General features: G+C 50.7%; 28 protein-coding genes. 5 read left to right on the plus strand and 23 right to left on the minus strand.

The genetic code is table 11. From position 1 onward, the window contains the following. Positions 1 to 24: 24 nt before the first annotated feature. The 4 genes from DDY07_RS09370 to DDY07_RS09385 form a co-directional block, all read right to left on the minus strand. On the minus strand, positions 25 to 2,061 hold the full coding sequence (locus DDY07_RS09370; protein WP_171695702.1) for a GtrA family protein: 2,037 nt from the start codon (positions 2,059 to 2,061) through the stop codon (positions 25 to 27). A gap of 12 nt (positions 2,062 to 2,073) precedes the next feature. After that, positions 2,074 to 3,024: a glycosyltransferase gene (locus DDY07_RS09375; protein WP_051669954.1), complete on the minus strand. Its 951-nt coding sequence runs from the start codon at positions 3,022 to 3,024 to the stop codon at positions 2,074 to 2,076. Between the two features lie 297 nt (positions 3,025 to 3,321). Beyond that, positions 3,322 to 3,993, minus strand: a complete 672-nt coding sequence (locus DDY07_RS09380) for a zf-TFIIB domain-containing protein (protein WP_171695703.1) — start codon at positions 3,991 to 3,993, stop codon at positions 3,322 to 3,324. Position 3,994: 1 nt separating this feature from the next. Next, positions 3,995 to 5,005: an SPFH domain-containing protein gene (locus DDY07_RS09385; protein WP_171695704.1), complete on the minus strand. Its 1,011-nt coding sequence runs from the start codon at positions 5,003 to 5,005 to the stop codon at positions 3,995 to 3,997. Between the two features lie 80 nt (positions 5,006 to 5,085). Here DDY07_RS09385 and DDY07_RS09390 point away from each other — a divergent pair, with 80 nt between their 5' ends. Further along, on the plus strand, positions 5,086 to 5,622 hold the full coding sequence (locus tag DDY07_RS09390; protein ID WP_033156737.1) for a gamma carbonic anhydrase family protein: 537 nt from the start codon (positions 5,086 to 5,088) through the stop codon (positions 5,620 to 5,622). 100 nt (positions 5,623 to 5,722) lie between these two features. Here DDY07_RS09390 and DDY07_RS09395 read toward each other — a convergent pair whose 3' ends face one another. Next, the gene (locus tag DDY07_RS09395; protein WP_033156563.1) at positions 5,723 to 6,262 is read right to left on the minus strand and encodes a copper resistance protein NlpE; all 540 of its coding nucleotides are present in this window, start codon (positions 6,260 to 6,262) and stop codon (positions 5,723 to 5,725) included. Positions 6,263 to 6,533: 271 nt separating this feature from the next. Between DDY07_RS09395 and DDY07_RS09400 the strand changes: the two genes are divergently transcribed. Further along, positions 6,534 to 6,827 carry a hypothetical protein gene (locus DDY07_RS09400; RefSeq protein ID WP_171695705.1) on the plus strand — a complete coding sequence of 98 codons (294 nt, stop codon included), beginning with the start codon at positions 6,534 to 6,536 and terminating at the stop codon, positions 6,825 to 6,827. A gap of 11 nt (positions 6,828 to 6,838) precedes the next feature. Then, positions 6,839 to 7,024 carry a hypothetical protein gene (locus DDY07_RS09405; RefSeq protein WP_033156565.1) on the plus strand — a complete coding sequence of 62 codons (186 nt, stop codon included), beginning with the start codon at positions 6,839 to 6,841 and terminating at the stop codon, positions 7,022 to 7,024. A gap of 46 nt (positions 7,025 to 7,070) precedes the next feature. Here DDY07_RS09405 and DDY07_RS24440 read toward each other — a convergent pair whose 3' ends face one another. Genes DDY07_RS24440 through DDY07_RS09440 form a run of 7 tightly spaced genes read right to left on the minus strand, consistent with a single transcriptional unit; the run spans position 7,071 to position 12,850 of the window. Further along, positions 7,071 to 7,493, minus strand: a complete 423-nt coding sequence (locus tag DDY07_RS24440; RefSeq protein ID WP_165385948.1) for a hypothetical protein — start codon at positions 7,491 to 7,493, stop codon at positions 7,071 to 7,073. Next, positions 7,478 to 7,909 (minus strand): YcgN family cysteine cluster protein, encoded by a 432-nt coding sequence (locus tag DDY07_RS09415; protein ID WP_033156566.1) that lies wholly within the window; start codon positions 7,907 to 7,909, stop codon positions 7,478 to 7,480. The genes DDY07_RS24440 and DDY07_RS09415 overlap by 16 nt, the downstream gene beginning before the upstream one ends. A gap of 4 nt (positions 7,910 to 7,913) precedes the next feature. Further along, positions 7,914 to 8,876 carry a permease-like cell division protein FtsX gene (gene ftsX / locus DDY07_RS09420; protein ID WP_033156567.1) on the minus strand — a complete coding sequence of 321 codons (963 nt, stop codon included), beginning with the start codon at positions 8,874 to 8,876 and terminating at the stop codon, positions 7,914 to 7,916. A 2-nt stretch (positions 8,877 to 8,878) separates the two neighbouring features. Continuing rightward, positions 8,879 to 9,535, minus strand: coding sequence for a cell division ATP-binding protein FtsE (gene ftsE / locus DDY07_RS09425; protein WP_033156568.1), 657 nt, complete (start codon positions 9,533 to 9,535; stop codon positions 8,879 to 8,881). Between the two features lie 19 nt (positions 9,536 to 9,554). After that, positions 9,555 to 11,522 carry a signal recognition particle-docking protein FtsY gene (ftsY, locus tag DDY07_RS09430; RefSeq protein WP_033156569.1) on the minus strand — a complete coding sequence of 656 codons (1,968 nt, stop codon included), beginning with the start codon at positions 11,520 to 11,522 and terminating at the stop codon, positions 9,555 to 9,557. Between the two features lie 4 nt (positions 11,523 to 11,526). Then, positions 11,527 to 12,114 (minus strand): hypothetical protein, encoded by a 588-nt coding sequence (locus DDY07_RS09435; RefSeq protein WP_033156570.1) that lies wholly within the window; start codon positions 12,112 to 12,114, stop codon positions 11,527 to 11,529. Next, positions 12,107 to 12,850, minus strand: a complete 744-nt coding sequence (locus DDY07_RS09440) for an SURF1 family protein (protein WP_033156571.1) — start codon at positions 12,848 to 12,850, stop codon at positions 12,107 to 12,109. Before DDY07_RS09440 ends, DDY07_RS09435 begins: the two co-directional genes overlap by 8 nt. On the opposite strand from DDY07_RS09440, the gene DDY07_RS09445 reads away from it, so the two are divergent. Then, positions 12,843 to 13,196 carry a twin transmembrane helix small protein gene (locus tag DDY07_RS09445; RefSeq protein WP_308441641.1) on the plus strand — a complete coding sequence of 118 codons (354 nt, stop codon included), beginning with the start codon at positions 12,843 to 12,845 and terminating at the stop codon, positions 13,194 to 13,196. The two genes, DDY07_RS09440 and DDY07_RS09445, sit on opposite strands and share 8 nt — an antisense overlap. A 63-nt stretch (positions 13,197 to 13,259) precedes the next feature. Here DDY07_RS09445 and DDY07_RS09450 read toward each other — a convergent pair whose 3' ends face one another. From DDY07_RS09450 to bioB, 10 genes are all read right to left on the minus strand, one after another. Further along, positions 13,260 to 14,135, minus strand: a complete 876-nt coding sequence (locus tag DDY07_RS09450) for a cytochrome c oxidase subunit 3 (protein WP_171695706.1) — start codon at positions 14,133 to 14,135, stop codon at positions 13,260 to 13,262. Between the two features lie 11 nt (positions 14,136 to 14,146). Then, positions 14,147 to 14,689 (minus strand): cytochrome c oxidase assembly protein, encoded by a 543-nt coding sequence (locus DDY07_RS09455; RefSeq protein ID WP_171695707.1) that lies wholly within the window; start codon positions 14,687 to 14,689, stop codon positions 14,147 to 14,149. Positions 14,690 to 14,844: 155 nt separating this feature from the next. Then, positions 14,845 to 16,461: a cytochrome c oxidase subunit I gene (ctaD, locus tag DDY07_RS09460; protein WP_171695708.1), complete on the minus strand. Its 1,617-nt coding sequence runs from the start codon at positions 16,459 to 16,461 to the stop codon at positions 14,845 to 14,847. Between the two features lie 53 nt (positions 16,462 to 16,514). Then, positions 16,515 to 17,645: a cytochrome c oxidase subunit II gene (gene coxB, locus DDY07_RS09465; RefSeq protein ID WP_033156575.1), complete on the minus strand. Its 1,131-nt coding sequence runs from the start codon at positions 17,643 to 17,645 to the stop codon at positions 16,515 to 16,517. A gap of 253 nt (positions 17,646 to 17,898) precedes the next feature. Next, positions 17,899 to 18,294: a bacteriohemerythrin gene (locus tag DDY07_RS09470; protein ID WP_033156576.1), complete on the minus strand. Its 396-nt coding sequence runs from the start codon at positions 18,292 to 18,294 to the stop codon at positions 17,899 to 17,901. A gap of 54 nt (positions 18,295 to 18,348) precedes the next feature. Then, on the minus strand, positions 18,349 to 19,044 hold the full coding sequence (bioD, locus tag DDY07_RS09475; protein ID WP_033156577.1) for a dethiobiotin synthase: 696 nt from the start codon (positions 19,042 to 19,044) through the stop codon (positions 18,349 to 18,351). Continuing rightward, on the minus strand, positions 19,041 to 19,829 hold the full coding sequence (gene bioC, locus DDY07_RS09480) for a malonyl-ACP O-methyltransferase BioC (RefSeq protein WP_171695709.1): 789 nt from the start codon (positions 19,827 to 19,829) through the stop codon (positions 19,041 to 19,043). Before bioC ends, bioD begins: the two co-directional genes overlap by 4 nt. Further along, positions 19,826 to 20,587 carry a pimeloyl-ACP methyl ester esterase BioH gene (gene bioH, locus DDY07_RS09485; protein ID WP_253734450.1) on the minus strand — a complete coding sequence of 254 codons (762 nt, stop codon included), beginning with the start codon at positions 20,585 to 20,587 and terminating at the stop codon, positions 19,826 to 19,828. Before bioH ends, bioC begins: the two co-directional genes overlap by 4 nt. Then, positions 20,584 to 21,744 (minus strand): 8-amino-7-oxononanoate synthase, encoded by a 1,161-nt coding sequence (gene bioF, locus DDY07_RS09490; protein WP_171695710.1) that lies wholly within the window; start codon positions 21,742 to 21,744, stop codon positions 20,584 to 20,586. The genes bioH and bioF overlap by 4 nt, the downstream gene beginning before the upstream one ends. Next, complete coding sequence (bioB, locus tag DDY07_RS09495; protein WP_033156581.1) at positions 21,744 to 22,733, minus strand: biotin synthase BioB; 990 nt, start codon at positions 22,731 to 22,733, stop codon at positions 21,744 to 21,746. The genes bioF and bioB overlap by 1 nt, the downstream gene beginning before the upstream one ends. A gap of 70 nt (positions 22,734 to 22,803) precedes the next feature. Between bioB and DDY07_RS09500 the strand changes: the two genes are divergently transcribed. Further along, positions 22,804 to 23,505: a ComF family protein gene (locus DDY07_RS09500; protein ID WP_101051953.1), complete on the plus strand. Its 702-nt coding sequence runs from the start codon at positions 22,804 to 22,806 to the stop codon at positions 23,503 to 23,505. A gap of 9 nt (positions 23,506 to 23,514) precedes the next feature. Here DDY07_RS09500 and DDY07_RS09505 read toward each other — a convergent pair whose 3' ends face one another. Continuing rightward, positions 23,515 to 25,116 (minus strand): AAA family ATPase, encoded by a 1,602-nt coding sequence (locus DDY07_RS09505; RefSeq protein ID WP_101051952.1) that lies wholly within the window; start codon positions 25,114 to 25,116, stop codon positions 23,515 to 23,517. Between the last annotated feature and the right edge of the window lie 171 nt (positions 25,117 to 25,287).

A 25,287-nucleotide genomic window follows, 5' to 3' on the forward strand; every position in this document is an offset into this window, starting at 1 on the left:
TCAAGCCGCCTTTTCTACCATGCGTCATAGTGGCGCTTTTTCGGGAAAATTGACACGCTTGACCGCTTCCCGATCCAATCGTATCGGCGTGTCGCGCAGATACAAATAGGTTCGGCCATCGTGCCGGTAGTGCTGATAAGTTTGCGCTAATCGAAACTGCGAATTCGGCTGTTTTAATGCCGAAAGCAACAAATCGGAGTGGGCAAAATGCGGTTCGATTAACGGGCCTTCAGCAACTACCACAGCACTAGCCGAAACCTGATCCAGCAATTCCAACACGGCTTGCGGCGACTCCGTTCTTAGGGCGTAGCGTTTACCCATGAAGTCCGATTTTGCCAACAACTGCGAACTGCGCACCACGTAGCACTGCAAAAACTTGTCGCGTAACGCCAATTCGGCAGCGAACGCACCCTCCGTACCCGCATGCCCGTCGACAATCGTCACCGTACCCGGCGCCTGGTTGATAATTTGTTCGGCTACCAAATCCATGCGCAAATCAAACCTTGGCGCGCGGTCGACAAGAAAAAACCAGCCGGGAGCGCAAAACACAAAGATCAAGACTGTTGCCACCAGCCAAGGCCTAGCAAATGCCCACTGCCAACGCCGTACTGCGGCTGCGGCGCCCATGCTGATAAAAATCGCCAAATAAGGCATGGCGGACGACATATACCGCTGATCCAAATCCACCGGCACGATGGCATGAAAGATAATAGTGGCAAGCACCATGGCCAGGCCGGTAAGCCCCGCCTCCCTTATAGCAGGATCCGCCCTGCCGCTCACACTGACGACTACCCCGACTAGCGCCGCGATTGTCCCTATCGGCCCGATATTGGCGTATATGGCGGGAAGGAACGCCGATAAAGCCAAAACAAAGTAATCCATACCCCAAGCGTAATTGAAGCCATCGCTGGATATTTTGTAGGTAACTACCGTCCAGGCCCCCACGACAGCCAACGCCGCAAAACCCGATACGTATGTACGCCAATTCAAAAGTATCTGCCAACGTCCCGTCAGAGCAATATGAAAAAATGGGAATACGCCCAGTAACCAGCCGTTGCCTTTTACCAGGATAGCGGCTGACGTTAAAGCCGCGTAGGTCAAACCTCTGCGTAAGGTGGGCTGTTGGGTGTAACCACTCCACTGCATGGCCGCCAACACGCACAAGCCAACCAAAGCCTGATCCAACATTAATCGCAAGGTGTTATTAATGGTGACGGGCATGCAGACATAAGCAATCGCCGCTAAAAGCGCCCAAGGCATACCCAGAACTTGCCTGGTAATACGTGCCACCAATAAAGCTGGTAGCGCCCCTATCAGCAAATTGACCAGCATGAACGGAAAGGTAGCATGCGGCAGGATGAAGAAGAATAATGACAGAAACGCATAGTACAGCGGCGGCCAATGCCCAATCGAAATCTTGGGGTAATGCACGTAAAAATCAGTGGCGTACTGCATGGGATTCTGCCCGAATGCTGTGGTGACATACGACCAGATCAGATACGCATTCAAAAAATGAGATCCCTCGTCGCTGCCGGTCAAGCCACTGTCCAAGCCGCGCAAAACCATCATTGCCGCCGCGAGAATCGCGGTGGCAATACCAAATACAGCCAAATCCGGATACCAAGACCTTGCCCTAACAAAGCCCTCCAACCTTGTTCCGGTTGATAATTTCTGCCGCAAATCGCTGTTTGTATTACCGGCGGCATCACTGAATACGAAATAACGATAGGCGTGAAAACTGAGAATGGTCTGACAAGCGGTTGCCAAGGTCACCGCCAACATCGGCCACAAGCCATAACTAACCAAAACCAAGTAAATTAGGTAGTTGATTAAAGCCATGCTCAATGCCACCAGCACATAGCGCCCGCCTTCGCGGATAGAACGGGAATGTTCGACTTGGTAGGTAAAACACCGATTGGCCAACCACGTAAATAGCATTGCGGAAAAAATAGCCGGAATACGCGCCAGCCACGGCGCCAAATTAAGCTGTATCAGCAAAAAAGTCAGACCGGCATCGATACAAAAGCCGGCTCCGCCGACGAGCAGGAAGCGAATAAACATCCGGATTACAACCTATGCCTGACTTCTGCTGTTTGTCATATACCACATGCGCTTTTGTTCGAGGCGGCCGCGGGCGACGCTATCCAGAATCAAACCGCAAACCGTGAATATGCCAGCCAATAGCACTATGCCTGTTGCCAGAATAGCGGTGGGAAATCTCGGTACCAAGCCAGTATCTAAATATGTCAGCAATAGCGGCAGAGCCAGAACCAGCGCAATCAGAATCAGGCCCATCGCAAGCACGCCAAAAAAACGCGCCGGACGAATTTCTTTGAACAATATCAGAAAGGTAAACAGTATTCTGAACGCATCCCGAACCGTACGCAGTTTGCTGGCGGAGCCCTCTAGGCGCGCGCCGTAATCGGTGGGCATTTCCGCGATGGGCATGCGCAATTGACTGGCATGAACGGACATTTCGGTTTCTATCTCGAAACCGCTGGATATCGCCGGAAAACTTTTTACGAAGCGCCGCGAAAAAACTCGATAGCCGGAAAAAATGTCCGTAAACAGCGGCCCGAAAAGACTGCGGTACATCGCATTAAACAGCCGATTACCAAAACCATGGCCGGCCCTATGGGCATTTTCGAATACGTTACGCCGAGTACCGACAACCATATCCAAATGTTCGTCGACCAAACGCTGAATCATTTGCCCGGCTACTTTAGAATCGTAAGTGCCGTCGCCGTCGGCCATGATGTAGATATCGGCATCGACATCCGAAAACATGCGCCTGACGACGTTGCCTTTCCCCGGCCACGGTTCTGATCTCACCACAGCGCCGGCTAGAGTGGCCTCTGCAATTGTGTTATCGGAAGAACGATTGTCGTAAACGTAGACGGTAGCATCCGGAAGCTCTTTACGAAAATCGTCAACCACTTTTCTGATCGACAGCCCCTCGTTATAACAAGGCAAAAGTACGGCAATTTTGCCGATTTTGGAACCGTCCTGAGCATAACTATTCATCAACCACCCTTACTCGCTAAATATTGTTCTTGGGTATTTTCCGAGCTGTCAGAGCCGGATATTTTTGTTATCGCAACACCGTGAATGGGTGTTATTTGGTTTTTTAACGCGAATTCGAAACCCAACCTCAATCGAGACATTGCTGGCCCCGACTTATCGAATAAGAATATGGCGGCACGGCGATTTTAGCAAGGCAAAGCACTCACACAGAAATCCCGATTGAAAATAGCGCAAAACCGACCTGCTTCGGCGTTATTCAAAAAAATCACGGCCGAAGTACAACCGGCGACACTAAAGTTACTCAAAAATCTTGAATATCACTTCGGCGACCGACGCCACTAAATCGCCGTCGATGCTTTGTTCGCCATAGCTTTGTTGCGGGCGGGAATAGTCTTTCCGAAAGGCCTTTTTGAATTGCTCGGAGCTGGCTTTTTCTTGTTTGGCATTGATTTTTTGCTGATTCAAAATCTGGCCGCCGGCTTTTTTCCATTCCAGCAGATGACTGATTTGTCCGCCGTCCAGCCAAATCCCATGGCTTCTGCATTGATCGATAATTACACCGCTGCGATAGCCATAGATCACCCGATTCATTAACACTTGGCACACCGGACATTTAAGGTATTTTACGGTGGCATTTTTCGGGTAGCGGTCCTTATTAATATTGCTCAGTAGTTCCAGGTTGACGGTAACCACAGGCGCCACCGCGCTATCCAGCAAGGTTTCTATTTCACCGGGATCGAAAAATAAGCCATAGCAGTTGGCGCACCGCTCGATATGCAGGGAACCGGCGGCATCCAGACTAATGGTTTGCAGGCTTTGTGCGCATTCAGGACAAACTCGCTCGCTGGTGGCATCGATGACTTGATAGTCGTGCTTGCCTAGCAAATCGATGTCGTTGCGGACCCCGCAATAACTGCAATATTGCGTGTTGGCGGGTAAGGGTGCGGAACAACTGCTGCAGTTGGCCATGCTAAAACTTGTCCAATATTTGTTGTTTTTTGGCGGCGTATTCGGCCTCGGTTATCAGCTGCGCTTCGAATAGCTGCTTCAATTCGGTCAACTTGGCGACAGTTTGATTGCTATCGGCAACGACCTGATTGGTCGCAGCACCCAACGATTGCGCCATGCCTTGCCCCAAACCGATGCCGGCGCCCATCCCCATCCCAAGCCCGGCGCCGCCGCCTTCGTTACGGGCTGCATCGCGCAAAGCGTCCAACTGCTGCACCTTGGCGTAATCCAAACCCACCGCTTGCGCGGCTTGCGCTTCAGCGGTCAGGTCGGCAATACGGTTAATGCGGCGCAAAGTGTCTTCATCAAAATCAGTACCTTCGATGCGAAAATCGCTAATACTAAAGCCCAGTTTACGAAACACGATGGCCAGCTTAATGGCTATGCCACGGGCTATTTCGTCGCGGTTGGCGTCGATGTCGGCAAAGCTATACTGACATTCCGCCAGATAATCGGAAATGGGATTAATGATCCGCGCCGAAAGAATGTTGCGGAAATCGTCAATGCGCATTTGGTTATGGCTGCCGACGATATTGACGAAAAAATCGTTGGCATCGGCGATCTGATAGCTGTAGTTGCCGTAAGCTTTTAAAGCGACCGGGAAATGATATTTCGGGTCCTGATATTTGATTGGCGAAGTGGTGCCCCATTTCTGATCAAGAATCTTGGTTTTACGGAAGAAATAAATCCCCACCTTATGTTCGCTCTCGAAAAACTGCATGAATTTCTTGATCGTAGTCCAAAACGGCACGTTATCGGTTTCTAAATTGATCATGCATTGTTCTTCGATCACCGCTTTGACCTGGCCCTGATACACGAAAATACAGCCCTGCCCCGGACCGACGATTAATTTGGAGGCATTTTTGATTTCGTCGCCGTTTTCAGTCCATTGTGCCAACAACAGATCTGGATCGGGGTTTTCCCATTCGATAACCGAACGTAGTTGCCGTCTGATACCGTCTATAAATGCCATCACTACCCTCGCTGGACTGGAGAAGAATCGATTAATTGCGTAACATCGCGGTTTAAGTATGGCAAAAAATGGGAGTTGCGGTGGCAATCAGAATATATAAAGGCAAACAACCCAAGGTCGGCAAAAACGTGTACATCGACGAAGCGGCGGTCGTGATCGGCGATGTGAGAATAGGCGACGATGTATCGGTGTGGCCGACCACGGTGATACGCGGAGACGTCGAAGCTATTACCATAGGCGAAGGCACCAACGTTCAGGATGGCTCGGTGTTGCATGTTTCCCACGCTGGCGACTATTCGCCGCAAGGCCATCCGTTGACAATCGGTAAGGGCGTCACTATCGGTCATCGCGCCGTGGTGCATGCCTGTACGATAGGCGATTATTGTCTCATCGGCATAGGTGCAATTGTGATGGATGATGCCGAGCTGGGGGATTATGTGATGCTGGGTGCTGGTGCTTTAGTGCCGCCCGGCAAGAAGCTGGAAGGCGGTTATTTATATGTCGGTACACCCGCCAAACAAATGCGGGCTTTGACCGATGAAGAAAAAGCTTTTCTGGAATATTCGGCCAAACATTATGTGAAGTTGAAAAACGACTATTTAGCTGAATTAGCGTAAATTTCATACTCTCTAGGCTGTATCGGCGCTTTGCATCCGACAGCCTATCGTTTAAATAGCCGGCGTCATCTAAAACCGGCTAGACCCTTCAGGGAAGAGCTTAATGAATATGCACTTCCCGAGATTTTGATTTATCGCTTCTTGCCAGCGTGTAATCGTCCTGGTCGCCGAGCATGGGCGTACCGTCGCTATTCAGGTGTATCAACGTTCCTTCGTCTTTGATGCTGAATTTGCGATTCAGATCGCCTTTATTGGAGGTTAACGACAGTATGTGAGTTTTGTCATCCCAGTCGTACTTGCCTTTCTCGTAAAACTCTCTGGAAGAGGCTTTTGCGTATTGAGTGACCAATAAGTAATTGTTCTTTTGTTTCAAAGACAAGGTCATTTTGAAACCATCACAATCTTTTTCCTTGCAGGGCAAATAACCGTAAAACACGCCGCGAAATCCCTCGGTTTTGTCCGCGAGTTCCGCATGGGCGGAATGATCCATGTCTTTCTGATGAATCAATTCCCGCGCTTTAAGCGTTTTTTCCTGGAGTTGCTTATCGGATTCCGCCCAAGCCGGGTTTAGCGCCGGAAGCAATGCACCTAAAAAAATCACCGTCACATATTTTTTAATTTTTCTAGTCAATGTTTGCATATGAGATTTTTCTATTTCTGTGAGTAAAGTAATTAGACAAGAACAGCATCGAAGACTACCAGGATAATCGCCAATTTCAACTTCGCGAATATTTTATCGCCGGTAGATGCTGCTTTTTCCAGACTTTTCAAATAAAGCGCCGTCGGCTTTTTACGCCAAATCGCGCCTGATCAGATTGGGGAGAGCAGATAATAGTGCAAAATCCAAACACCACTTGCAGACAGTCTTTGCGAAAACAACGGCAAACGTATAATATTGATACGATATTTGTTTGACAAGCCCGCGCATTTCTTTTATTGTTTCGATTCGCTACCATGAAGCAGCTCAGAAATGCCTAAATCAGGTGTTTTCAATCCGTAGCTGCTTACGTGGAGGTGTAACGCAATTCCTGGCTGATGCATTCAATGCTTTCAGCGAAATATTCGATCTGGCTCGACGGCGCGAGCATGCTATAGGTATCGGAGAAATCGCTAAGATTGACGTCAAATCAGTGCCGGCCCCGTTAAAGGGCGAACAGGTTTTTCAATACAAATTCGGTTCGGCACTGGCCGATTTATTATTATAAGAGGTAAAACCATGACAGAAGTAAAACAAGAAAAAGATAACTTCGTGTTGTATTTGGTGCTGGCTACCGCAGTTGTTGTTGGCGCCATCCTGGCGGTAAAAATGAGCGAAAACGAAAAATTTGCCCCCATCAAGGATCAAATTGCCGAAGAGAATCGCTTAATGAACATCCGAGTCATCGGCAACCGCGAGGATTAATATGATGAAAACCACTTTTATCGGCACCTTGTTAGCCTCTTTATTGTTAGCTAGCCCCGTCCAGGCTACCGAATATATTTATCGAGACATAATGGCGAACACTCTGGCCCCCGAGCACTGCCAAGTTGAGAGCAAAGCCAAGGAAAATGCTGCCAAAAACTACAATATCGACAGATTCAGCAAAAAATTCTGCCAGTCCCAAGGTTACGGCTGGCATGTCGACGAGGTAAAAAGCACTGGTAACACAGTTTGCGACACCTGTAGCAACCCACAGGAAGCAAAATGCCGTCAGGAAGATGTCGTAGTGAGTTGCAAACGAATTAAACCGGGTACGGTAGGTATGTTGCCCGGCAAAGGATAAGCTAAAGTCCACCCAAGGGATCGGTAATCCCGGCTTTTCCACACCTGAAGCCGCCGGAAAACGAAGTTGACCGGCGGCCCAGCCAGCCTGAATCAGGGCTGCAACCATTCGATAATATGATCTTCCAGATCGGTAACCTGCGACTCTTTAACCGCATAACTGCTGATAGACACCCCCGCCTCTTTCACCGACTCGCGAGTCCCGGTGATCAAGGGATGCCAGCTAGGCAACGATTCACCGTCGGTTAACAAGCGGTATGCACAGGTTGACGGCAACCAGTTGTATTCGGCAAAGTCATGTTGCTTCAAGTCGATGCATTCCGGCACCAGCGTGCAACGCTCGCTATAACGAGTGCAACGACAGGTTTCTAAATCGATCAAATCGCACGCCACGCTGGTAAAAGCAATTTCTCCGGTGTCTTCGTCTTCCAGCTTGTTCAAACAACACTTGCCGCAGTTATCGCACAGCGACTCCCACTCTTCCGTGCTCATTTGCGCCAGGGTCTTGGTTTCCCAAAAATTCATAGGCTTATTGCGGTTTTAGTTGCCGCAACTGATAGTGCAACACCGCCCAGGAACCAAGTACCGCCAGCATGGACGAAATCATCAATAGCAAAATAAACTCCGAGAAACTCAAAAACAGTAAGTCGAATGAACTGTTATACAAGGTCGATAGTTTCTCCACCGGCGTTTCCAGGATCAACAGCATGATCGTCATGATCAGCCAGCCGAGAAAACCCGAGATAAAACCCAGCCAAAAGCCGGTATACAAAAACGGCCGTTGAATAAAAGCATGGGTAGCGCCGACCAGTTTGGAAATAAACACTTCGTCCTGGCGATTCTGCAACTCCAGACGAATGGTATTGCCGGTAATGAAGGTTACCGCGAAACCCAGTAGCAGACTGACTAACATCACACCGCGGCTGGCAATCAGCATGATGGTTTGCAAGCGCGCCACCCATTGCATATCCACCTGCACGAAATCGACTTGCGGGAATTGTTTAAAATCGGACATCAGTTTCTCGATGTCTTCGTTGCTTTCCAGCGCATTTTTCGGCACTACTTGAATCACGCTCGGCAAGGGATTGCGTTCCAGCGCATTCAACGCATCGCTGAAACCGCTATTGGCTTTGAACTCCTCCAGCGCCTGTTTCTTGCTGATAAATTTAACTTCCATGACGCTACCGTTTTGCTGGATTTGCTCGGCGAGCTTCTGGCCGGCAGCGTCGGTAATGTTGTCGTGCAAAAACAAGGACATCTGATTGCTGGACTCCAGATTGCCGGTCAATTGCTGGATGTTAGCGACCACGATATAAAAACTGCTGGCCAAGGAAATGGCGATGGCCAATACCAGAATGGTCATGGTGGAAGTAAAAGGCGTGCGGCTCAGCCGGCCTAGACTGGAGAACAGTCCATGGGCATGGTTGAGCATATAGGCATGGAATAATTCCAGCAGCCTGCTACCGGTTTGTCTGCGGTGATTGCGTTTCATCGTCAACTCGCTATCAAATGGCCTTTATCGAGCGTCAATACTCGATGGCCGAGATGATTAATCAACTCTATATCGTGGCTGGCTATCAACACCGTCACCCCGACCTGTTTGAATTGCTCGAACATGAACATCACTTCGGCGGACAGATCCGGGTCCAAGTTGCCCGTCGGCTCGTCGGCCAGAATTAATTTAGGTTTATTGACAATGGCTCGGGCGATACCTACGCGCTGTTGTTCCCCACCGGACAGAGCCAAGGGATGTTTCCTTTCCTTGCCTAACAGACCCACTTTATCCAAGGATGCCCGCACCCGCCGCGCCACTTCCTGATGGTTATAACCCGAGACCACCAATGGCAGGGCCACGTTATCGAATACCGTTCTATCGTTCAGCAGTTTGTAATCCTGAAAAATAAGGCCCAGATTACGACGCATGTAGGGAATCTTCCGTTCGCCGATGCGCGTAATATCCTGGCCATCCAGCAACACGCTGCCGCGCGTGCATTGCTCCATCATCGCGATCAACTTCAGCAAGGTACTTTTACCGGCACCGGAACGGCCGGTTAAAAATGCCATTTCGCCGCGATGCAAATGAAAGCTGACATCGGTCAAGGCTTCGCCGGCATCGGGATAGCGTTTGCTTACGTGTTCGAATCTCAACATGGTATCTGGCTACTGCGCATCACTCTTGAACAAACAGGGCATCGACGAAGGTTTGCGCATTGAAATCCTGCAAATCGTCAATCTGCTCGCCCACACCGATAAAACGAATCGGAATATGCAGTTGATTAGCCAGCGCGAATATAATGCCACCCTTGGCGGTGCCGTCCAGCTTGGTCAAGGCAATGCCGGTCAGTTCTACCGCTTCGTTGAATAGTTTAGCTTGCGACAAAGCATTTTGCCCGGTGCCCGCATCCAGTATCAGCAATACCTCGTGCGGGGCTGACTCGTCCAGTTTGCCCATGATCCGTTTGATTTTTTTCAATTCGTCCATCAAGTTGGACTTGGTATGCAAACGTCCGGCGGTATCGGCGATCAATACATCCACCCCTTTGGCTTTGGCTGACTGTAAGGCATCGAAAATCACCGATGCGGAATCGGCGCCGGTATGCTGTGCCACGACTTGAATATCGTTGCGCTCGCCCCAGGTTTGCAATTGCTCGACTGCGGCGGCCCTGAAAGTATCGCCCGCCGCCAACATGACGCTATGGCCTTGTTGCTGCAAGCGTTTAGCCAGTTTACCGATCGAAGTTGTCTTGCCGGCACCGTTAACACCCACCACCAAAATTACGAACGGCCCATCTTGTTTGGGAATTTGCAACGGCAGGCTGCAAGGTTCCAGCATCGCTAATAAATTTTGCTTCAAGGTTTGGCTCAATAATTGGCCGTCGCTGAGTTGATCGCGCTCCAAACTATCGGTCAGCTGTTTAATCAATTGCGTGGTGGTTTCGATGCCCAAGTCGGCCATCAATAATTGGGCTTCAATGTCGGCCAATAACTCCTTGGTCAGCGCCTTTTGCCCGAATGCCAAGCTGCTCAGTACCCCGCCCAGGCCGGTTCTGGTTTTTTTCAGCTGAGTGGTTAAACGCAAATATAAAGAATCTTCGCTGCTAACCTGAGTTACTTCCGCGGGCACCTGTTCGGTTGCAACAGTCTCAGAGGCTTCGAAGGCTACACTTTCGTCCTCGGTTCCCGTGCGATAACGGCTGTAAAATAGAATCCCCAGCAACGGCAACATCAGCAACGCAGCGACCGCATTATGCGCAACGGCCAACGCCAGAGGCAGCTGGTACTTGACGCTAAAAATCCCTAGTGCGATCTGCAGTAATAACAGCATACTGAGGATATTTCCCGCCAACCGCACCGGTTTTGGATGGCGTTCCGAAGTTGCGGACAACATCAAAGCGCTGAGCACCAGGAAAGTGAAAGCAGCCAAAACGCGATGCAATGCCTGTATCGCCATTTTCGCATCGGCGGAAAGACCGCTGTCCCTAAACAGATCCAAAATACTCAGATAATTGCCGCCCGGTAACCATTCGCCGTTACAACGCGGAAAATCGCTACACGCTAGGCCGGCATAGTTGCTACTGACCCACCCGCCCAGCACAATCTGCGCAAGCAAGACCAGTATCGCCAAACCGGTAAATAGGATGGGGCCGGAACGAACCGGCCTTGCTTCGGCAGCCGGATTAAGCCGCAAATAGCTCCAACCTAAAGTCCAAAACGTAAAAAAACCCAACAACAGATGCGCTGTTACGACGCCGGGTCGCGTGCCGGATGTCACCGTCCACATGCCCAAACCGGCTTGCCCGGCTATCAACAGCAATACCAGAGTGGTCAGCATGACTGCAGGCGAACGCGGTTTTTCCCTCCACGCCAATCCAAACCAAACCAACACCAATAGCGCCAAGCCGCCAGCCAAATAGCGGTGGGCCATTTCTTTCCAAGCTTTTGCGGTATCCAAGGCATACTGCGGAAAGACAGCAGCCGCATCGGCTTTAAATTCCGCGCTGTCACTGACGAAAGCCTTGCCGTAACAGCCAGGCCAGTCCGGGCAACCCAAGCCGGCGTGGGTTAAGCGCACATACGCGCCGACGATGATGACTAGCAGCGCCAACAACGCGCAGCACAGAGTTAGTTTTCTGAACATATTTCTAACCGATTTGTGAAATTCTGAGTAACTTGCTTAAGTCGCTTTTGACTTGGTAAGGATCGTAGCCCGGAGCGTATTGCATCATCAGATTTCCTAGTGGGTCCATGATGATCAGCATGCCTTCCGGCAAGGGCTGCGCGTTTAATTGTGTTAACTTTTCCTTTAAGGAGACGGCTGGCAAGGCTTTTAATAAGCGACCGTCATCGCGCCATTCCGCCGGCAGCTGATAAGTTTTTTCAAACAACACCGCCAAGCGGCGAATCCGGGCAATATCCTTACCCATCATCAATGTCAGTTGATGGGTTTTATACAAGGCATCGCGACAGGTTTCCCCGCAGTCCCTCGGCACAGGATTGACCAACACCCAATGGCCTTTCAACTCCTGCATATTTTGCGCAGAAAATGTGTCGTAACCGGAAAATTCATCAGCCGAGGTTACTTGCGGTGGAGTGATCAGCACGCCATTGTTGGTGCCTAGCCTAACGATGTCCGGATTTTTCGCCAAAAACCACGCAAACCCAAAGGGCACGATGGACATGGCGAATATCACTACGATGGTGATGCGGTTTTTTTTATATTGATTATCCACGGTGTATTTTTCGACTGCTAATCCAAATAAATAGGGCTGTTAAGGTCAGCGCTAAGCCGAACCATTGTACTGCATAGGCCCTATGTTTTTCAGGTGGGATTGCCACAGCAATCTTCCATTGCCGTTGATAGCCATCGGGCTGCGCCGAGTCGAGTTCGATCTGATAATCGGCCAACGCATATCCCAACCTATCCGCCAAGAGTTGGCCATCTATTACTTGTACTCTGACCGGCCAAGTTTCCCCCGGAATTTCCGCACCTTTTAATTTCAGACCTGGCTCAGGAAAACGGTTAATTCTGCCACGTACTTGCTGCGTCACAGTGCTGATACCAATGTCCGGCAAAACTTCGCGGGAAGCGCCTAACGGAATCCAACCACGGTTCACTAATATGCCAGGCTGACCGCTATCGGGCAAAAACGGCGTTAAAACCAGGTAGCCGGGTTTGCCGTTTAGCGTTTGGTTATCGATCAAAACCTGATGGTTAATATCGTAGTGCCCAGTCACTAAAACCGGCCGATAGCGCAAAACATCCTTATCTATTCCGGTTTGAGGCGTTAAATCCAAGGCTTCCGCATTGACAGCATCTTGCTGTTGCGCCAGTAAAACCGACTTCTGTTCGCCGCGTCCCAATTGCCAAACCCCCAAACCGCACAACAAACCGAATAACAGCAGGTATCCGCTTAAGGCGAGTAATGAACAACGGAATTCGATACCCCGCATACTAAATTTGATCATCGGTGACTGCTCCTGGGTGGATATGTGCTATTGGCAAGCGTACCTGAATCGCCGAGAATGCAGGTTTTTATTTATTATTGCCGCCATGCTCATCAAAACGCTCACTATCGTCGCATTCCTGGCCATCGTCATCAGCCTCGGGTCCGCGCTGTTTCATATTGTCAAACACAAGGAAGACAGCGATTCGGCCAAGACCGCCAAGGCTTTAACCATGCGTATCGGTCTCTCGCTGGCCTTATTCGTCCTACTGTTCATCGCGTACGCCACAGGCATGGTTCAACCCCACGGCATCGGTGCCCGCATGCATGCCAACCAAAATCCAGCAACTGCAACGTCAAACCCTTAAAAATCGACAAAAAAAAAGCGCGATCCGTAAAGACCGCGCTTTTTCCGGTTTGATTAACAGCTGTTACATCATATAAACAAACACGAACAGACCCAACCAGACCACGTCGACAAAATGCCAATACCACGCGGCTGCTTCAAAGGCAAAGTGGTTTTCCGGGGTGAAATGACCTTTCCAGCTTCTGAACAGCACTACAGATAAAATAATCGCACCGACGCAAACGTGGAAACCGTGAAAACCGGTCAACATGAAGAAGGTTGAACCGTAAATACCGGAACCCAATGTCAAACCCATTTCATGGTATGCCTCGTAATATTCGGTGGCTTGGCAAGCGACGAACAAAAAGCCCAATCCAACGGTAGCAATTAAACCTTTGATCAGTTGATCGCGATTTTTGGCTAGCAAGCCATGATGCGCCCAAGTGCAAGTCACGCCACTAGACAGCAGCAACAAGGTATTGAGGAACGGCAAACCGAAAGCCCCCATCGGCTCGAAATCGCCGCCGACCTTGCCAGGACCGTTAGTCGGCCAAACCGCTTGAAACGCCGGCCATAAGGTATCGTGTGTCGAACGGCCCGGTCCGCTTGGCAAACCGGTTTCACCCAGCCAAGTCACCGACAAATTCCGCGTATACCAGAGTGCGCCGAAGAAAACGGCGAAGAACATGACCTCGGAAAAAATGAACCACATCATGCCCATCCGATAGGAAATACCAACGCCATGGTTGTACATACCGGATTCGCTCTCGGTGGACTGTAAAGCAAACCACAGACCCAGCATCACCAGAAATATCACGAAGCCGGTCAGCATCATGCCGGAACCGATTGATGAGCCATTCAAATGATTGGCGAAACCCGCCAGGGTCATCATCAAGCCGCCGGTAGCCAAAACCGGCCACACGGCTTTATGCGGTATGTAATAACTATCGTGTGTAGACATATCCTTCCCCTCTATTTTTTACTGATGTTAGTGTTATCAAAAAAAGTGTATGCAAGCGTGACGGTCTTATAGCGTTCGGGCAACTTCGGTTCGACAACGAAACGGACCGGCATGGTTTTTTCTTCGTTTGCCGCAAAGGTTTGTTCGGTAAAACAAAAGCACTGGGTCTTTTTAAAAAACTCCGCAGCCAAGCCCGGCGTGATACTGGGTATGGCTTGGGCGATCATCGGCTTGTTAGTGGTATTTTTGGCATAAAAATTAACGGTGTAGTATTCACCGGGATGCACCTTCATGCTTTTCACTTCCGAGCGAAACAACATCGGAGTTGACTCATTTAAGGACGTGAGAAACTCGACAGTCACCTCCCTATTTTTATCCACCTGGTACGCCGTTTCCTGAATGGCTTGGCCTTCAACCTTGCCGTTCAAACCGGTTAAATCACAAAGCACATCGTATAACGGCACCAGAGCATAACCAAAACCAAACATGGCAATTGCGACAAGCGCCAGCTTACGGACCAGCTTGATATTTTTTTGCCCAATATCGTCGCTCATTGCGAGATAGCCTTAATAACCGCAAATACGTATATCGTAAAGGCCACTGCAAACAACACCAAAGCCGTCAAAATGTTTTTCTTTTTTGTATCCATTTCATTACCCAATAAGCCATGTCGTTTGACATGGCTTATTTCAATCACTCGTTTCAAGCCTTAAAAATGCTCGGTAGGGATACTAGCCGGCGGTGTGCTGAAGGTGTGATATGGCGCAGGTGAAGGCACGGTCCATTCCAGACTGTGTTTGCTGGCATCTTCCCATACCTCGTCACTGACTTTTTCGCCGGTTCCACCACGAATAGTGTCGATGACAATATACACGAACAACAATTGGCTAAAACCGTAGATGAACGCGCCGATACTGGACACCATATTCCAATCAGCAAATTGAATCGCGTAATCGGGGATACGACGCGGCATGCCAGCCAAACCCAGAAAATGTTGCGGGAAGAACAAGATGTTTACCGATACGGCTGACAGCCAAAAATGCAGTCTGCCGATTTTCTCGTTGTACATATTGCCGGTCCATTTAGGCAACCAGAAATAACCTGCCGCCATCAGGATGAAAATAGACGCCGGCACCAAGGTGTAATGAAAGTGAGCAACGATGAAATAGGTGTCGTGGTATTGGAAATCCACTGGCGCTACCGACATCATCAATCCTGTGAAACCACCCATGGTAAACAGCACGACAAACGCAATCGAAAACAGCATCGGCGTTTCGAAGGTCATCGAGCCCTTCCACATCGTAGCGGTCCAGTTGAACACTTTTACGCCAGTCGGAATCGCAATCAGCATGGTGGCGTACATAAAGTACAACTCACCAGCAACAGGCATACCCACGGTGAACATGTGGTGAGCCCAAACGATGAAAGACAAGAAGGCAATCGCACCAGTCGCATACACCATGGAGGCATAACCAAACAGCGGCTTACGGGCAAATACCGGAATGATGGTAGACGCCACACCGAAAGTCGGCAGAATCATGACATACACTTCAGGGTGACCGAAGAACCAGAAAATGTGTTGGTACAATACTGGATCACCACCGCCGGCCGCATCGAAGAAGCTGGTATCGAAGAATTTGTCGGTCAGCAACATGGTTACCGCACCGGCAAATACCGGCATGATGGCAATCAACAAGAACGCGGTGATCAACCAAGTCCAGACGAACAATGGCATTTTCATCAAGGTCATGCCAGGCGCGCGCATATTAAAAATGGTGGCGATCACATTGATAGCACCCATGATGGATGAGATACCCAACAAATGCACAGAGAAAATAGCGAACGGGAAGGATTTACCGTTTTGGAAAACCAAGGGCGGATAAAAAGTCCAACCACCCGATGGCGCGCCACCTTCCATGAACAAAGTGCTGGCCAACAACAATACGCCTGCCACCAACATCCAGAAGCTCATGTTGTTCATCCGTGGCAAGGCCATATCCGGCGCACCGATCATCATCGGAATCATCCAGTTGGCCAAGCCAACGAACGCCGGCATGACGGCGCCGAACACCATCACCAAAGCATGCATGGTGGTCATGGAGTTAAAGAAGTTTGGATCGACAAATTGCAGGCCAGGCTCGAATAATTCAGAGCGTATAACCAATGCCATGGCACCACCGACAAAAAACATTGCCAGACCGAATACCAGATACAAGGTGCCTATATCTTTGTGGTTGGTGGTAAATATCCACCGTAAAACGCCCTTCTCAGGGCCGTGATCGTGGTGATCGTGATGATCATCATGTTCAGCTACGACAGCAGTCATACTTTATACCTCAGCAAAAATTAGAAAATGAGTTCATTGCGAAAATCAGTGAATTACTCATCATCGTCCCATTTAGGTGTGATTTTATTAGGCTGAATCTCATCACCCACGTTGTTACCCAATGCCGGCGCGTTTCTGATGTAAGTGATCAGTTCGGCCAATTCGTCATCCGGCAATTTTTTGAAGGCCGGCATTTTGCTCGTACCTGCCTGAATAAAACCAATCAGCTGATCCATATTGCCGGTGACTTTCGCGCTGCCTCGCAAAGCGGGGAACCAACCGGAGATGCCGTTACCATCGATCTGGTGGCAAGCCACGCAGTTTTTCAGATAAACAGACTCACCTTTTGCCATCAGCGTGTTGCGGGTTTGGTCGCTCAAGTCAGGTGCTTGGTTCTGTTTCTCCAGAGTCGCTTTCACCCAGGCGTCGTATTGATCCTGCTCCATCGCCACTACCACCACAGGCATGAAGCCATGGTCTCGACCGCATAGCTCGGTACATTGGCCGCGGTAAGTGCCTGGTTTATCAACTGAAGTCCAAGCTTCGTTGATAAAACCGGGGTTGGCGTCTTTTTTCCAGCCCAGATCAGGCACCCACCAGGAGTGAATCACGTCGCCAGCAGTAAACAGAAAGCGGATTTTCTTACCAACCGGCACCACCAGCGGCTTGTCCACATTCAACAAGTAATTGGGCACGTTACGCGGGTCCATGGAACTGACCCTATGAGTTTTTTCGCTGGCCTCGTCTAAATGGCTTTCGAAATGCACGCCGCTATCCAGGTATTCATACTCCCAATACCATTGTTTACCGGTGACTTTAATGCTCATCTCTGAGTCCTGCACCTTGTCCAAATCGATTACGGCTTTGGTGGCAGGAATCGCCATACCCACCAGAATCAGGGTGGGTATGATGGTCCAGATGATCTCAACAGTCGTATTCTCATGAAACTGCTCGGCTTTATGGCCCTTTGATTTACGATGATGATAAATCGAGTAAAACATAGTGCCGAACACCGCGATCCCAATAAACACGCAGATCCACAGAATCAGCATGTGCAAATCGTAGAGCTCGTTACTGAGTTGCGTCACGCCCTTCATCAGGTTGAGTGTATAGTCCGCATGCGCAGTCCCCAAGCCTAAAGCCATCAGGACTAAACAAGCGAGCAGTTGCTTTGTTTTCTTCACGGAGCAGCCTCCCCATTGGTAGTTATAAACTTGTATGCGTTATATCTTCGTAATATCGTCGCAAGACCCTTTAACCGGCGAACAATTCCATTTACTGATAATTATCATAAATTAACTGGGCAATTTTAACCCATGACTCACCCACAAACCAGAAGAGGTTTTCCCGTTTGTAAAAAATACACATAAAAAAGGCTTGGGAGCATCGCTGCTCGCAAGCCTTTTGTTGCGTAATAGAGACAGATTTATGCTGTCATTACTTCAATGCTTCAGAATACGCCATGTCGAATTTAGGAATATGGCTATCCAACCAGCTTTTGACCAATTGCCCCACGTCTTCGGTGACTTCGGCTTCGCCAGCATGAAATTTTTTCTGTAAATCCGCGCAGATACCGATCAACGCTTCGTGCTCGGCTTTGTGCCTATCATAACCAGCAAAGCCCTTTGCCACCATTTCCTTTTCTTCGTGAGCAAAGTGATCAACCACATAGGCAATCAGTGCATCCAGCGAAGCGCCAACGGTTGCGCGCGCGGCGCCGCCCGTGGCTTCATCGTACAGTTTATTCAGCAAACCGAACAAGGTTTGGTGCTCTTGGTCGGCAAATCCGACATTAGTGCCATATTGAGCCGCAGTCCAAGTAATTAAAGCCATATAACGTCTCCTGGTTGTTTTTGTAATGGAGTCGTCATTTTGAACATCTGCTCTTCATTTTTTTTGATTTACATCAACTTTTTGCCAGTTTGGCAAACTCAATTTAGCCGCCAACAACTCAAAATCACCGGCAGCCGAAAACGGCAAAATCCCCAATAGAGGCGCATCCAGACGCTCACGTAAATACGTTAGATTACCGTCAAAACCCGGCATAGCCTGATCAATTTGCACCGCCACCCAACCGGCACAAGACAAGCCGGCCTGATGTATGGCCGACATAGTCAAGCGCGCGTGATTGATACAACCCAGCCTGACACCCACCACCAGAATCACCGGCAAACGCAAGGCTTGCGCCAGACCGGCGTTGTCCAAAACCCCGCTCATTGGCGAATACCAACCGCCTGCACCCTCGACCAGCACCACATCAGCCCGTTGTTGTAAGCGGGTAAATCCATCCGAAATAACATCCACTGAAACATCCACACCACCGCAAGCCAAATGGGGAGATATTGCCGCTTCAAAAGCGTAGGGGTTGATTTGCCGGTATTCCAGTGACACCGAAGCGTATTGCTGCATCAGTAGCGCATCGGAATTTTTCAGCATTCCGTTATGCCATTCACAGCCGGCGGCCACCGGCTTCATCCCCACCGTACTCAAGCCTTGCATTTGCAGGTAGCGCATCAAGGCAATCGTCGCCCAGGTTTTGCCGACGTTAGTATCCGTACCGGTAATGAAGAACGCGGATTTCATAACCTTGCCCGCACGACAATAATTTCATAGCTGGCCACTACTTCACCGCCTACCATACTGTTCTCGTAGCGCCGAATCATGCGCTGCAATTGCGAACGGGTGGTGGGTCGCCGATTTCTGGCATCGCTAACATTATGCGCCCCCAGGTCTTTTAGCTCATGCATCAAAGCCAGTACCGTGGGGTAAGATAAACGATACATCACAGTATCCACATCAACCCGCCCAAAACCAGCAGCCCTTAAAAAACCGCCAATCTGCCCCGCACTATAAAAATCGTTAACATGAACAAAGTCGTCGACACCAGTCCAAGCGGCTTTCAATTCTTTTAAGGTTTCCGGACCGAAGGTTGAAAATACCAGCTGCCCATCCTGACGCAATAATCGCCGCACATCGGCAAATACCGCCGGCAAGTCCTGACACCACTGCACGGCTAGATTCGAATAAACTTGTTGCAGACTGTTATCCGCAAAAGGTAGTTTTTCGGCATCGGCACAAACATATTCTACCGATACAGCACCGTTGTTCCGTCGCGACGCTTGCAGCATGGGCAATGCAATATCCAATGCCAAACAAGACTGATTCAGCCCATCTAACGGCAAACTTCGCGTCAAAAAACCGGTGCCGCACCCAATATCCAGCACCCAGCCCGGTGCGGATTGCAACGGATATTTTTGCAGCAGGGCTAATCCCACCTGGCGTTGCAACATCGCCGCCGAATCATAACTCCCAGCCGCCGCCGCAAACGAATGCCTAATTTTGGCTTTATCCAACACGGCAAAACTCATTCAGCCGCAGCAACGATGTCGCATAACTGCTGGGCGTGCGATAAAAAAGGCACATGTCCGGCATTTGCCAGCAGATGCAGTTTGACGCGCGAATTTAAAGTTTTTACAGCTTGCCCGGTTTGTACCGGAATCAAAGTATCTTTATCGCCTTGCATGACCGTGGTCGGACAGCGCAAGCCCACCACGGACTTGCGCAAATCGCTATTTTTCAGAATTTGCAAACCACCCTGCAACGCATCGCGCGCCGGCGCATCGCACTCATGTACTGCCAAGCGCAATTTCTGTAACAACTGCCGGCTTTCCGGCAAGCCCTGAACTTGCAAACCCAAAAAGCGCTGCAAGGTCAATTTCGTGTCATCGCTAAGTTGGGCAACAAAACCATCCAACACTTCCGGCCTCACTCCCGGCCAATCGGCAGTTTTGACAAATTTAGGATTGCCGGACAGCAAAAACAACGACCGCACTCGGTCCGGACGGCGCGCCGCCATATCCAAAGCCACCGTCGCGCCCAGCGACCAACCCAACACGCTAAAGCGATTGACCGGAATCGCATCGAATAAAGCGGACGTAATAGCCGACAGGTCATATGCATCCAAACCGGCACTGCGGCCGTGACCGGGTAAATCCAGGCAAATCACCTGGCGATGCCGAGCCAGTTGCCTGGCAAACTCGCGCCAAATACCGCTATGCATCGCCCAACCGTGCAGCATGACCAACGGTAATCCCCGGCCGTATATTTCTCTATGAATACCGGTCATGGCAAAGCCTTGGCCAATGCATACAGTAACGCATCGACCTTCTGTTCTGTGTGATTGGCGGAAAAAGTGATCCGCAAGCGCGCACTGCCGGCCGGCACGGTCGGCGGCCGAATCGCACTGACCCAAAATCCTTGCTCCAGCAAGCGCTGGCTGGCCGCCACGGTTTGGCCGCTGTCGCCAATCAGAACAGGTTGAATCGCGGTAAAAGAGTCCATTAGTCGCAGGCCTTGTTGTTGCGCACCTTGCCGGAAACGGGAGATTAGATTTTGCAGCTGTTCGCGGCGCCAGGACTCAGCTTGCAGCAAACGCAGACTGGCGCGAGTCGCCTCGGCAACAGCCGCCGGCAAGGCGGTGGTGAAGACATAACTCCGAGCTTTTTGAATCAGCATCTCGATCAAATCCTCGGAACCGGCCACGAAGGCGCCGAAGGTCCCAAATGCCTTGCCCAAAGTCCCAATCAGAATGGGTACGTCATCCTGACTCAAACCGAAATGCTCGACAATGCCGCCGCCGTTTTTACCGAGTACGCCAAAACCATGGGCATCGTCGATCAGTAAGCCGGCATGATGTTGTTCGGCCAACTCGACCATCGCCGGCAGCGGCGCCAAATCGCCGTCCATACTGAATACACCGTCGCTGACCACCAAAGCCTTGCCGGCGGCAGTAGACAACTTGGCTCGTAAGTCCTCGACCTCCACGTGTCGATAGCGCTGAAAACGCGCCCGTGACAACAGACCGCCGTCCAACAGAGAAGCGTGATTCAAACGGTCCTCCAGCACTGTATCGCCGCGACCCAACAATGCCGAAATCACGCCGAGATTGGCCATATAACCGGTCGAAAATAGCAAGGCTCGTTCCCTTCCGGTAAATGCCGCCAATTCTTCTTCCAAACCATGATGCGCGCTACTGTGACCGCAAATCAGATGCGCGGAACCGCTGCCGACGCCGTAGCGATCGACGCCGGCCTTAAACGCAGCAGCAACCTCGGGATGATTGGCCAGCCCCAGATAATCGTTACTGCAAAAATTGATCAGCTGCCGGCCATCGACATTCAGCGTAATGCCTTGCGGACCATCGACTACCCGGCGGCGCCGATACAGGTTATCGCGCTCCAGTTGCCGCAGTTGGCCGGCAAAATCGTAGAAATTATTGGCCATTAGGCGTAGGTGGAACCGCCCATTTTAACGCCCAAGCGCTCAAACAACTGCTGGTCGTGGTTAGTCATCGGGTTATCGGTGGTCAGCAGTTTATCGCCATAGAAAATCGAGTTGGCGCCGGCCAGGAAACACAAAGCCTGCATCTCGTCGCTCATCGCTTTCCGTCCCGCCGACAAGCGTACCCGCGACTGCGGCATTAGAATTCTGGCCACGGCGATGGTACGCACAAACACGATAGGATCCAGCGCTTCGGTGCCGTGCAGAGGCGTACCTTCCACCTGCACCAACATATTGATAGGGACGCTTTCCGGATGCTTGGGCATATTCGCCAGTTGCAACAACAATTTGGCGCGGTCGGTTGCCGACTCGCCCATCCCGACAATCCCGCCGCAACACACATTGATGCCGGCGTCGCGTACCCGTTCCAAAGTATCCAGGCGATCCTGATAAGTGCGAGTAGTGATGATTTCGGAATAGTAATCTTCGGAGGTGTCCAGATTGTGGTTGTAATAATCCAGGCCGCCGTCCTTCAAAGCTTGCGTTTGTTTATCGCTGAGCATACCTAGCGTTACGCAAGTTTCCATACCCAGCGCTTTCACGCCCTGCACCATTTCCACGACTCTTTCGATGTCTCTGTCCTTCGGACTACGCCAAGCCGCACCCATGCAAAACCGCGACGCGCCCTGCTCCTTGGCTTGCTGCGCGGCTTTTAAGACGGCGTCAACCGGCATCAAAGCTTCCGGATTTAAATCGGAGTCGTAGCGCGCACTTTGCGGGCAATAGCCGCAATCCTCGGAGCAGGAACCGGTTTTGATGCTCAACAAACTGCTCACCTGGATCTCGTTGGGATCGAAATACACCCTGTGCACGCTTTGCGCCTGAAAAATCAAATCGTTAAACGGTAGCGCCAGCAAAGCTTCGACTTCGTGTAATTGCCAATCGTGACGGATGGTGGCCTTTGATTCCAAGGGTTTCTGGCTTGCAGACATTCTGATAATCTCCGAAAAGTGAGGACAAAACCGGCGTCGGACACCGACTCATCAACCTGTATTTAAAATTATGGTAAACAACTGGCTGAACATTATACAGAAGAAATTGCTGCCGCCACGTTGCGTGTTATGCGCAAGCCCGGGATGCGGCGATTTAGATTTGTGCCTGGGCTGCTTGACCGACCTGCCGCGCAATCTTTCGTGCTGCTACCGTTGCGGAGAACATTTCGAGACCGCGATTGATATGCCGCAACTCTGTGGCCGCTGCCTGAAAAAATCGCCGACCTTCGACGAGACCTATGCGCCGTTTTTATACCAAAGCCAGATGCGCTATTTGATCGGCCAATTAAAGTTTGCCAACGATTACAAAAACGCCCGCTTAATCGCGGCCCTGCTGGCCGAGCATATTGCCGATAGCGCGGAGCTGCCGGATTGTCTGTTACCCGTACCGTTACATCCCAAGCGTTACCGCGAACGCGGCTTCAATCAATCGATAGAAATTGCCCGGCATTTATCCCGGCAGCTCCGCATTCCGCTGGATTTGTATAGCTGCGTTCGCCAGCGCGATACCGGCCACCAAACCGGCTTACCTGCCAAGCAACGCCGGAAAAACATGCGCCTGGCTTTCAAGATTGTTAAGCCACTGACGTTTCAACATATTGCAATCATTGACGATGTCATGACCACCGGCGCCACTGCCTCGGCGCTGGCCGCCACGCTAAAACAAGCCGGAGTCGGTAAAGTCGATGTATGGGTTTGCGCGCGAGCCTAAAATACCGTCTTAATTATCCCGGACGGCCGAGGCGGCCAGCGGTAAACCGGAATTTTGCAAGGCATTAAGAGTGGTCAGCAACTTTTCACGCCGCGAACCCAACAGCTGAAAACCGTGCATCAGCATCGTGATTTCATCCTGCAAATTGTGTTGATCGACGCCCATGACATTTAAAGCCTCGACCGCCGACGCCAGCGCCAACTCGTGCCGACTTTGGTAAGGCCGTTTAAAGCGGGTCTGAAAGCCGTCCCGCAATTTTTGCAGCAATTCTTCGAAATGCTGTTCGGTGAAATCGTCGGCCTGCATGCGTTCCAGCAACATCTGCTCGGCATCGAATACCTCGGTGTGAAAAGCCTGCCGATAAGCCGCGCATAATTGTTCCACCAAATTTTTATGCTGTTCTTGCTGTCCTTGCAGTTGCGCCACCAATCGCGCCGCATTTTCTTCCAGGCTGAACATTGGCCGTTGATAACGCATCGCATGCAAAGCCTCCAGCGTCGCCACCAATTCAATCAATCTGGGCTCGGCATAATTTTCGGTTTCCAGCCAGCGATAAAACAGCGGCTTGAAGGCATTCGGAAAACGGCCGAATTGCTCGCAGTAGGTTTCTACAAATTCGCCGATAAAGCGTTCCAGCGCCGGTTGATCGAGCAGTTGCTGCTTCATCGCCAACAACAACCTCCGACTCAACTCACTGATACTCATTTCCGCTCTATCAGCAGGACTTAGCGCGTTAACCGGCTCAGCATCGGCATCATCACCCACAATTTGCCTGGTCGGCGTAGCACTTAACAGCCTTTGCCAGTACTCCACCAACCCGGTACCTGCGGTTTCGCACCCGATGTGCTTGATAATATTGTCCGCCAAGGCCAACAAACAGCGACTGGCCGGGGAATTGACAGCCAAATCCACAACCGACATCTGTAAAGCCACGGCTTTGGGCAGATTCTCGTCGCGAATCACAAAGCCGCCGTACTCCACTTTCAATTTCAAGCATTTTTCCGCCACGGCGGCAAACCGCCGATAGGTATCGGTCGCAGCCGGGTAATCCACGGCCTGATTGACCACGACGCGCAGGCTGCCCGTATACTGGCGGGTATTCAAAGACTTCAGCAGCGCAAAGGCATCGGTTAGCGCCGCAGGATCACCGCTGACCACTAAAAAAGTTGATTGCGCCAATTCGATAAAGCGCAACAGCGTTTCGGTATGCGTCGCAGCCGTGTCGATCAAAAAATAATCGAATTGCGTTTCCAGATCCGCCAACGCAGCCGCCAGCCTATGTGTCTGCTCGGCGGAGACCGGCGCACCACCCATTAGATGCGCAGCTGACACGACGCCAACACCGTCGCCGGTTTTCAGCAACACCTCAGCAATGGCCTTTTCACCGCGTAACACCTGCTCCAGGCGATGTGCCGGCCGCAGCCCGAGCAATGTATTGATATTGGACAAGCCGGTATCGACATCGACTACGCAGACCCGCTTGCCGCGCAAAGCCATTGCCGCCGCTACATTAGCCACCACACTGGTTTTACCGACGCCGCTCTTGGCACCGGCAAACACGATAAGGTGCGGTTTTGATGGGCCCTGTTCTGAGATATATAAACTGTCCATGATGGCAATGAAATAGGCTGTTTAGGTCGCGTACAGATCGGCAAACCAAACCAGCCGAATTCGGGCAATATTGTAAGCCCAAACTTATAAATTCATGAATTCATACAACAAACCAAATTGTAAATGTCGGCACATAAGCGACAGCCCGGACCGTATCGCCGGCGAATGGTC

This window comes from Methylomonas sp. ZR1 (genome assembly GCF_013141865.1).
Classification (GTDB): domain Bacteria; phylum Pseudomonadota; class Gammaproteobacteria; order Methylococcales; family Methylomonadaceae; genus Methylomonas.

Bases quoted from the DNA above. Each gene is read 5' to 3' on its own strand.
- DDY07_RS09370 (WP_171695702.1), bottom strand. From the start codon at position 2,061: ATGTTTATTCGCTTCCTGCTCGTCGGCGGAGCCGGCTTTTGTATCGAT.
- DDY07_RS09375 (WP_051669954.1), bottom strand. From the start codon at position 3,024: ATGAATAGTTATGCTCAGGACGGTTCCAAAATCGGCAAAATTGCCGTA.
- DDY07_RS09380 (WP_171695703.1), bottom strand. From the start codon at position 3,993: ATGGCCAACTGCAGCAGTTGTTCCGCACCCTTACCCGCCAACACGCAA.
- DDY07_RS09385 (WP_171695704.1), bottom strand. From the start codon at position 5,005: ATGGCATTTATAGACGGTATCAGACGGCAACTACGTTCGGTTATCGAA.
- DDY07_RS09395 (WP_033156563.1), bottom strand. From the start codon at position 6,262: ATGCAAACATTGACTAGAAAAATTAAAAAATATGTGACGGTGATTTTT.
- DDY07_RS09405 (WP_033156565.1), top strand. From the start codon at position 6,839: ATGACAGAAGTAAAACAAGAAAAAGATAACTTCGTGTTGTATTTGGTG.
- DDY07_RS24440 (WP_165385948.1), bottom strand. From the start codon at position 7,493: ATGGTTGCAGCCCTGATTCAGGCTGGCTGGGCCGCCGGTCAACTTCGT.
- DDY07_RS09415 (WP_033156566.1), bottom strand. From the start codon at position 7,909: ATGAATTTTTGGGAAACCAAGACCCTGGCGCAAATGAGCACGGAAGAG.
- ftsX (WP_033156567.1), bottom strand. From the start codon at position 8,876: ATGAAACGCAATCACCGCAGACAAACCGGTAGCAGGCTGCTGGAATTA.
- ftsE (WP_033156568.1), bottom strand. From the start codon at position 9,535: ATGTTGAGATTCGAACACGTAAGCAAACGCTATCCCGATGCCGGCGAA.
- ftsY (WP_033156569.1), bottom strand. From the start codon at position 11,522: ATGTTCAGAAAACTAACTCTGTGCTGCGCGTTGTTGGCGCTGCTAGTC.
- DDY07_RS09440 (WP_033156571.1), bottom strand. From the start codon at position 12,850: ATGATCAAATTTAGTATGCGGGGTATCGAATTCCGTTGTTCATTACTC.
- DDY07_RS09450 (WP_171695706.1), bottom strand. From the start codon at position 14,135: ATGTCTACACACGATAGTTATTACATACCGCATAAAGCCGTGTGGCCG.
- DDY07_RS09455 (WP_171695707.1), bottom strand. From the start codon at position 14,689: ATGAGCGACGATATTGGGCAAAAAAATATCAAGCTGGTCCGTAAGCTG.
- ctaD (WP_171695708.1), bottom strand. From the start codon at position 16,461: ATGACTGCTGTCGTAGCTGAACATGATGATCATCACGATCACCACGAT.
- DDY07_RS09470 (WP_033156576.1), bottom strand. From the start codon at position 18,294: ATGGCTTTAATTACTTGGACTGCGGCTCAATATGGCACTAATGTCGGA.
- bioD (WP_033156577.1), bottom strand. From the start codon at position 19,044: ATGAAATCCGCGTTCTTCATTACCGGTACGGATACTAACGTCGGCAAA.
- bioC (WP_171695709.1), bottom strand. From the start codon at position 19,829: ATGAGTTTTGCCGTGTTGGATAAAGCCAAAATTAGGCATTCGTTTGCG.
- bioH (WP_253734450.1), bottom strand. From the start codon at position 20,587: ATGACCGGTATTCATAGAGAAATATACGGCCGGGGATTACCGTTGGTC.
- bioF (WP_171695710.1), bottom strand. From the start codon at position 21,744: ATGGCCAATAATTTCTACGATTTTGCCGGCCAACTGCGGCAACTGGAG.
- bioB (WP_033156581.1), bottom strand. From the start codon at position 22,733: ATGTCTGCAAGCCAGAAACCCTTGGAATCAAAGGCCACCATCCGTCAC.
- DDY07_RS09500 (WP_101051953.1), top strand. From the start codon at position 22,804: ATGGTAAACAACTGGCTGAACATTATACAGAAGAAATTGCTGCCGCCA.
- DDY07_RS09505 (WP_101051952.1), bottom strand. From the start codon at position 25,116: ATGGACAGTTTATATATCTCAGAACAGGGCCCATCAAAACCGCACCTT.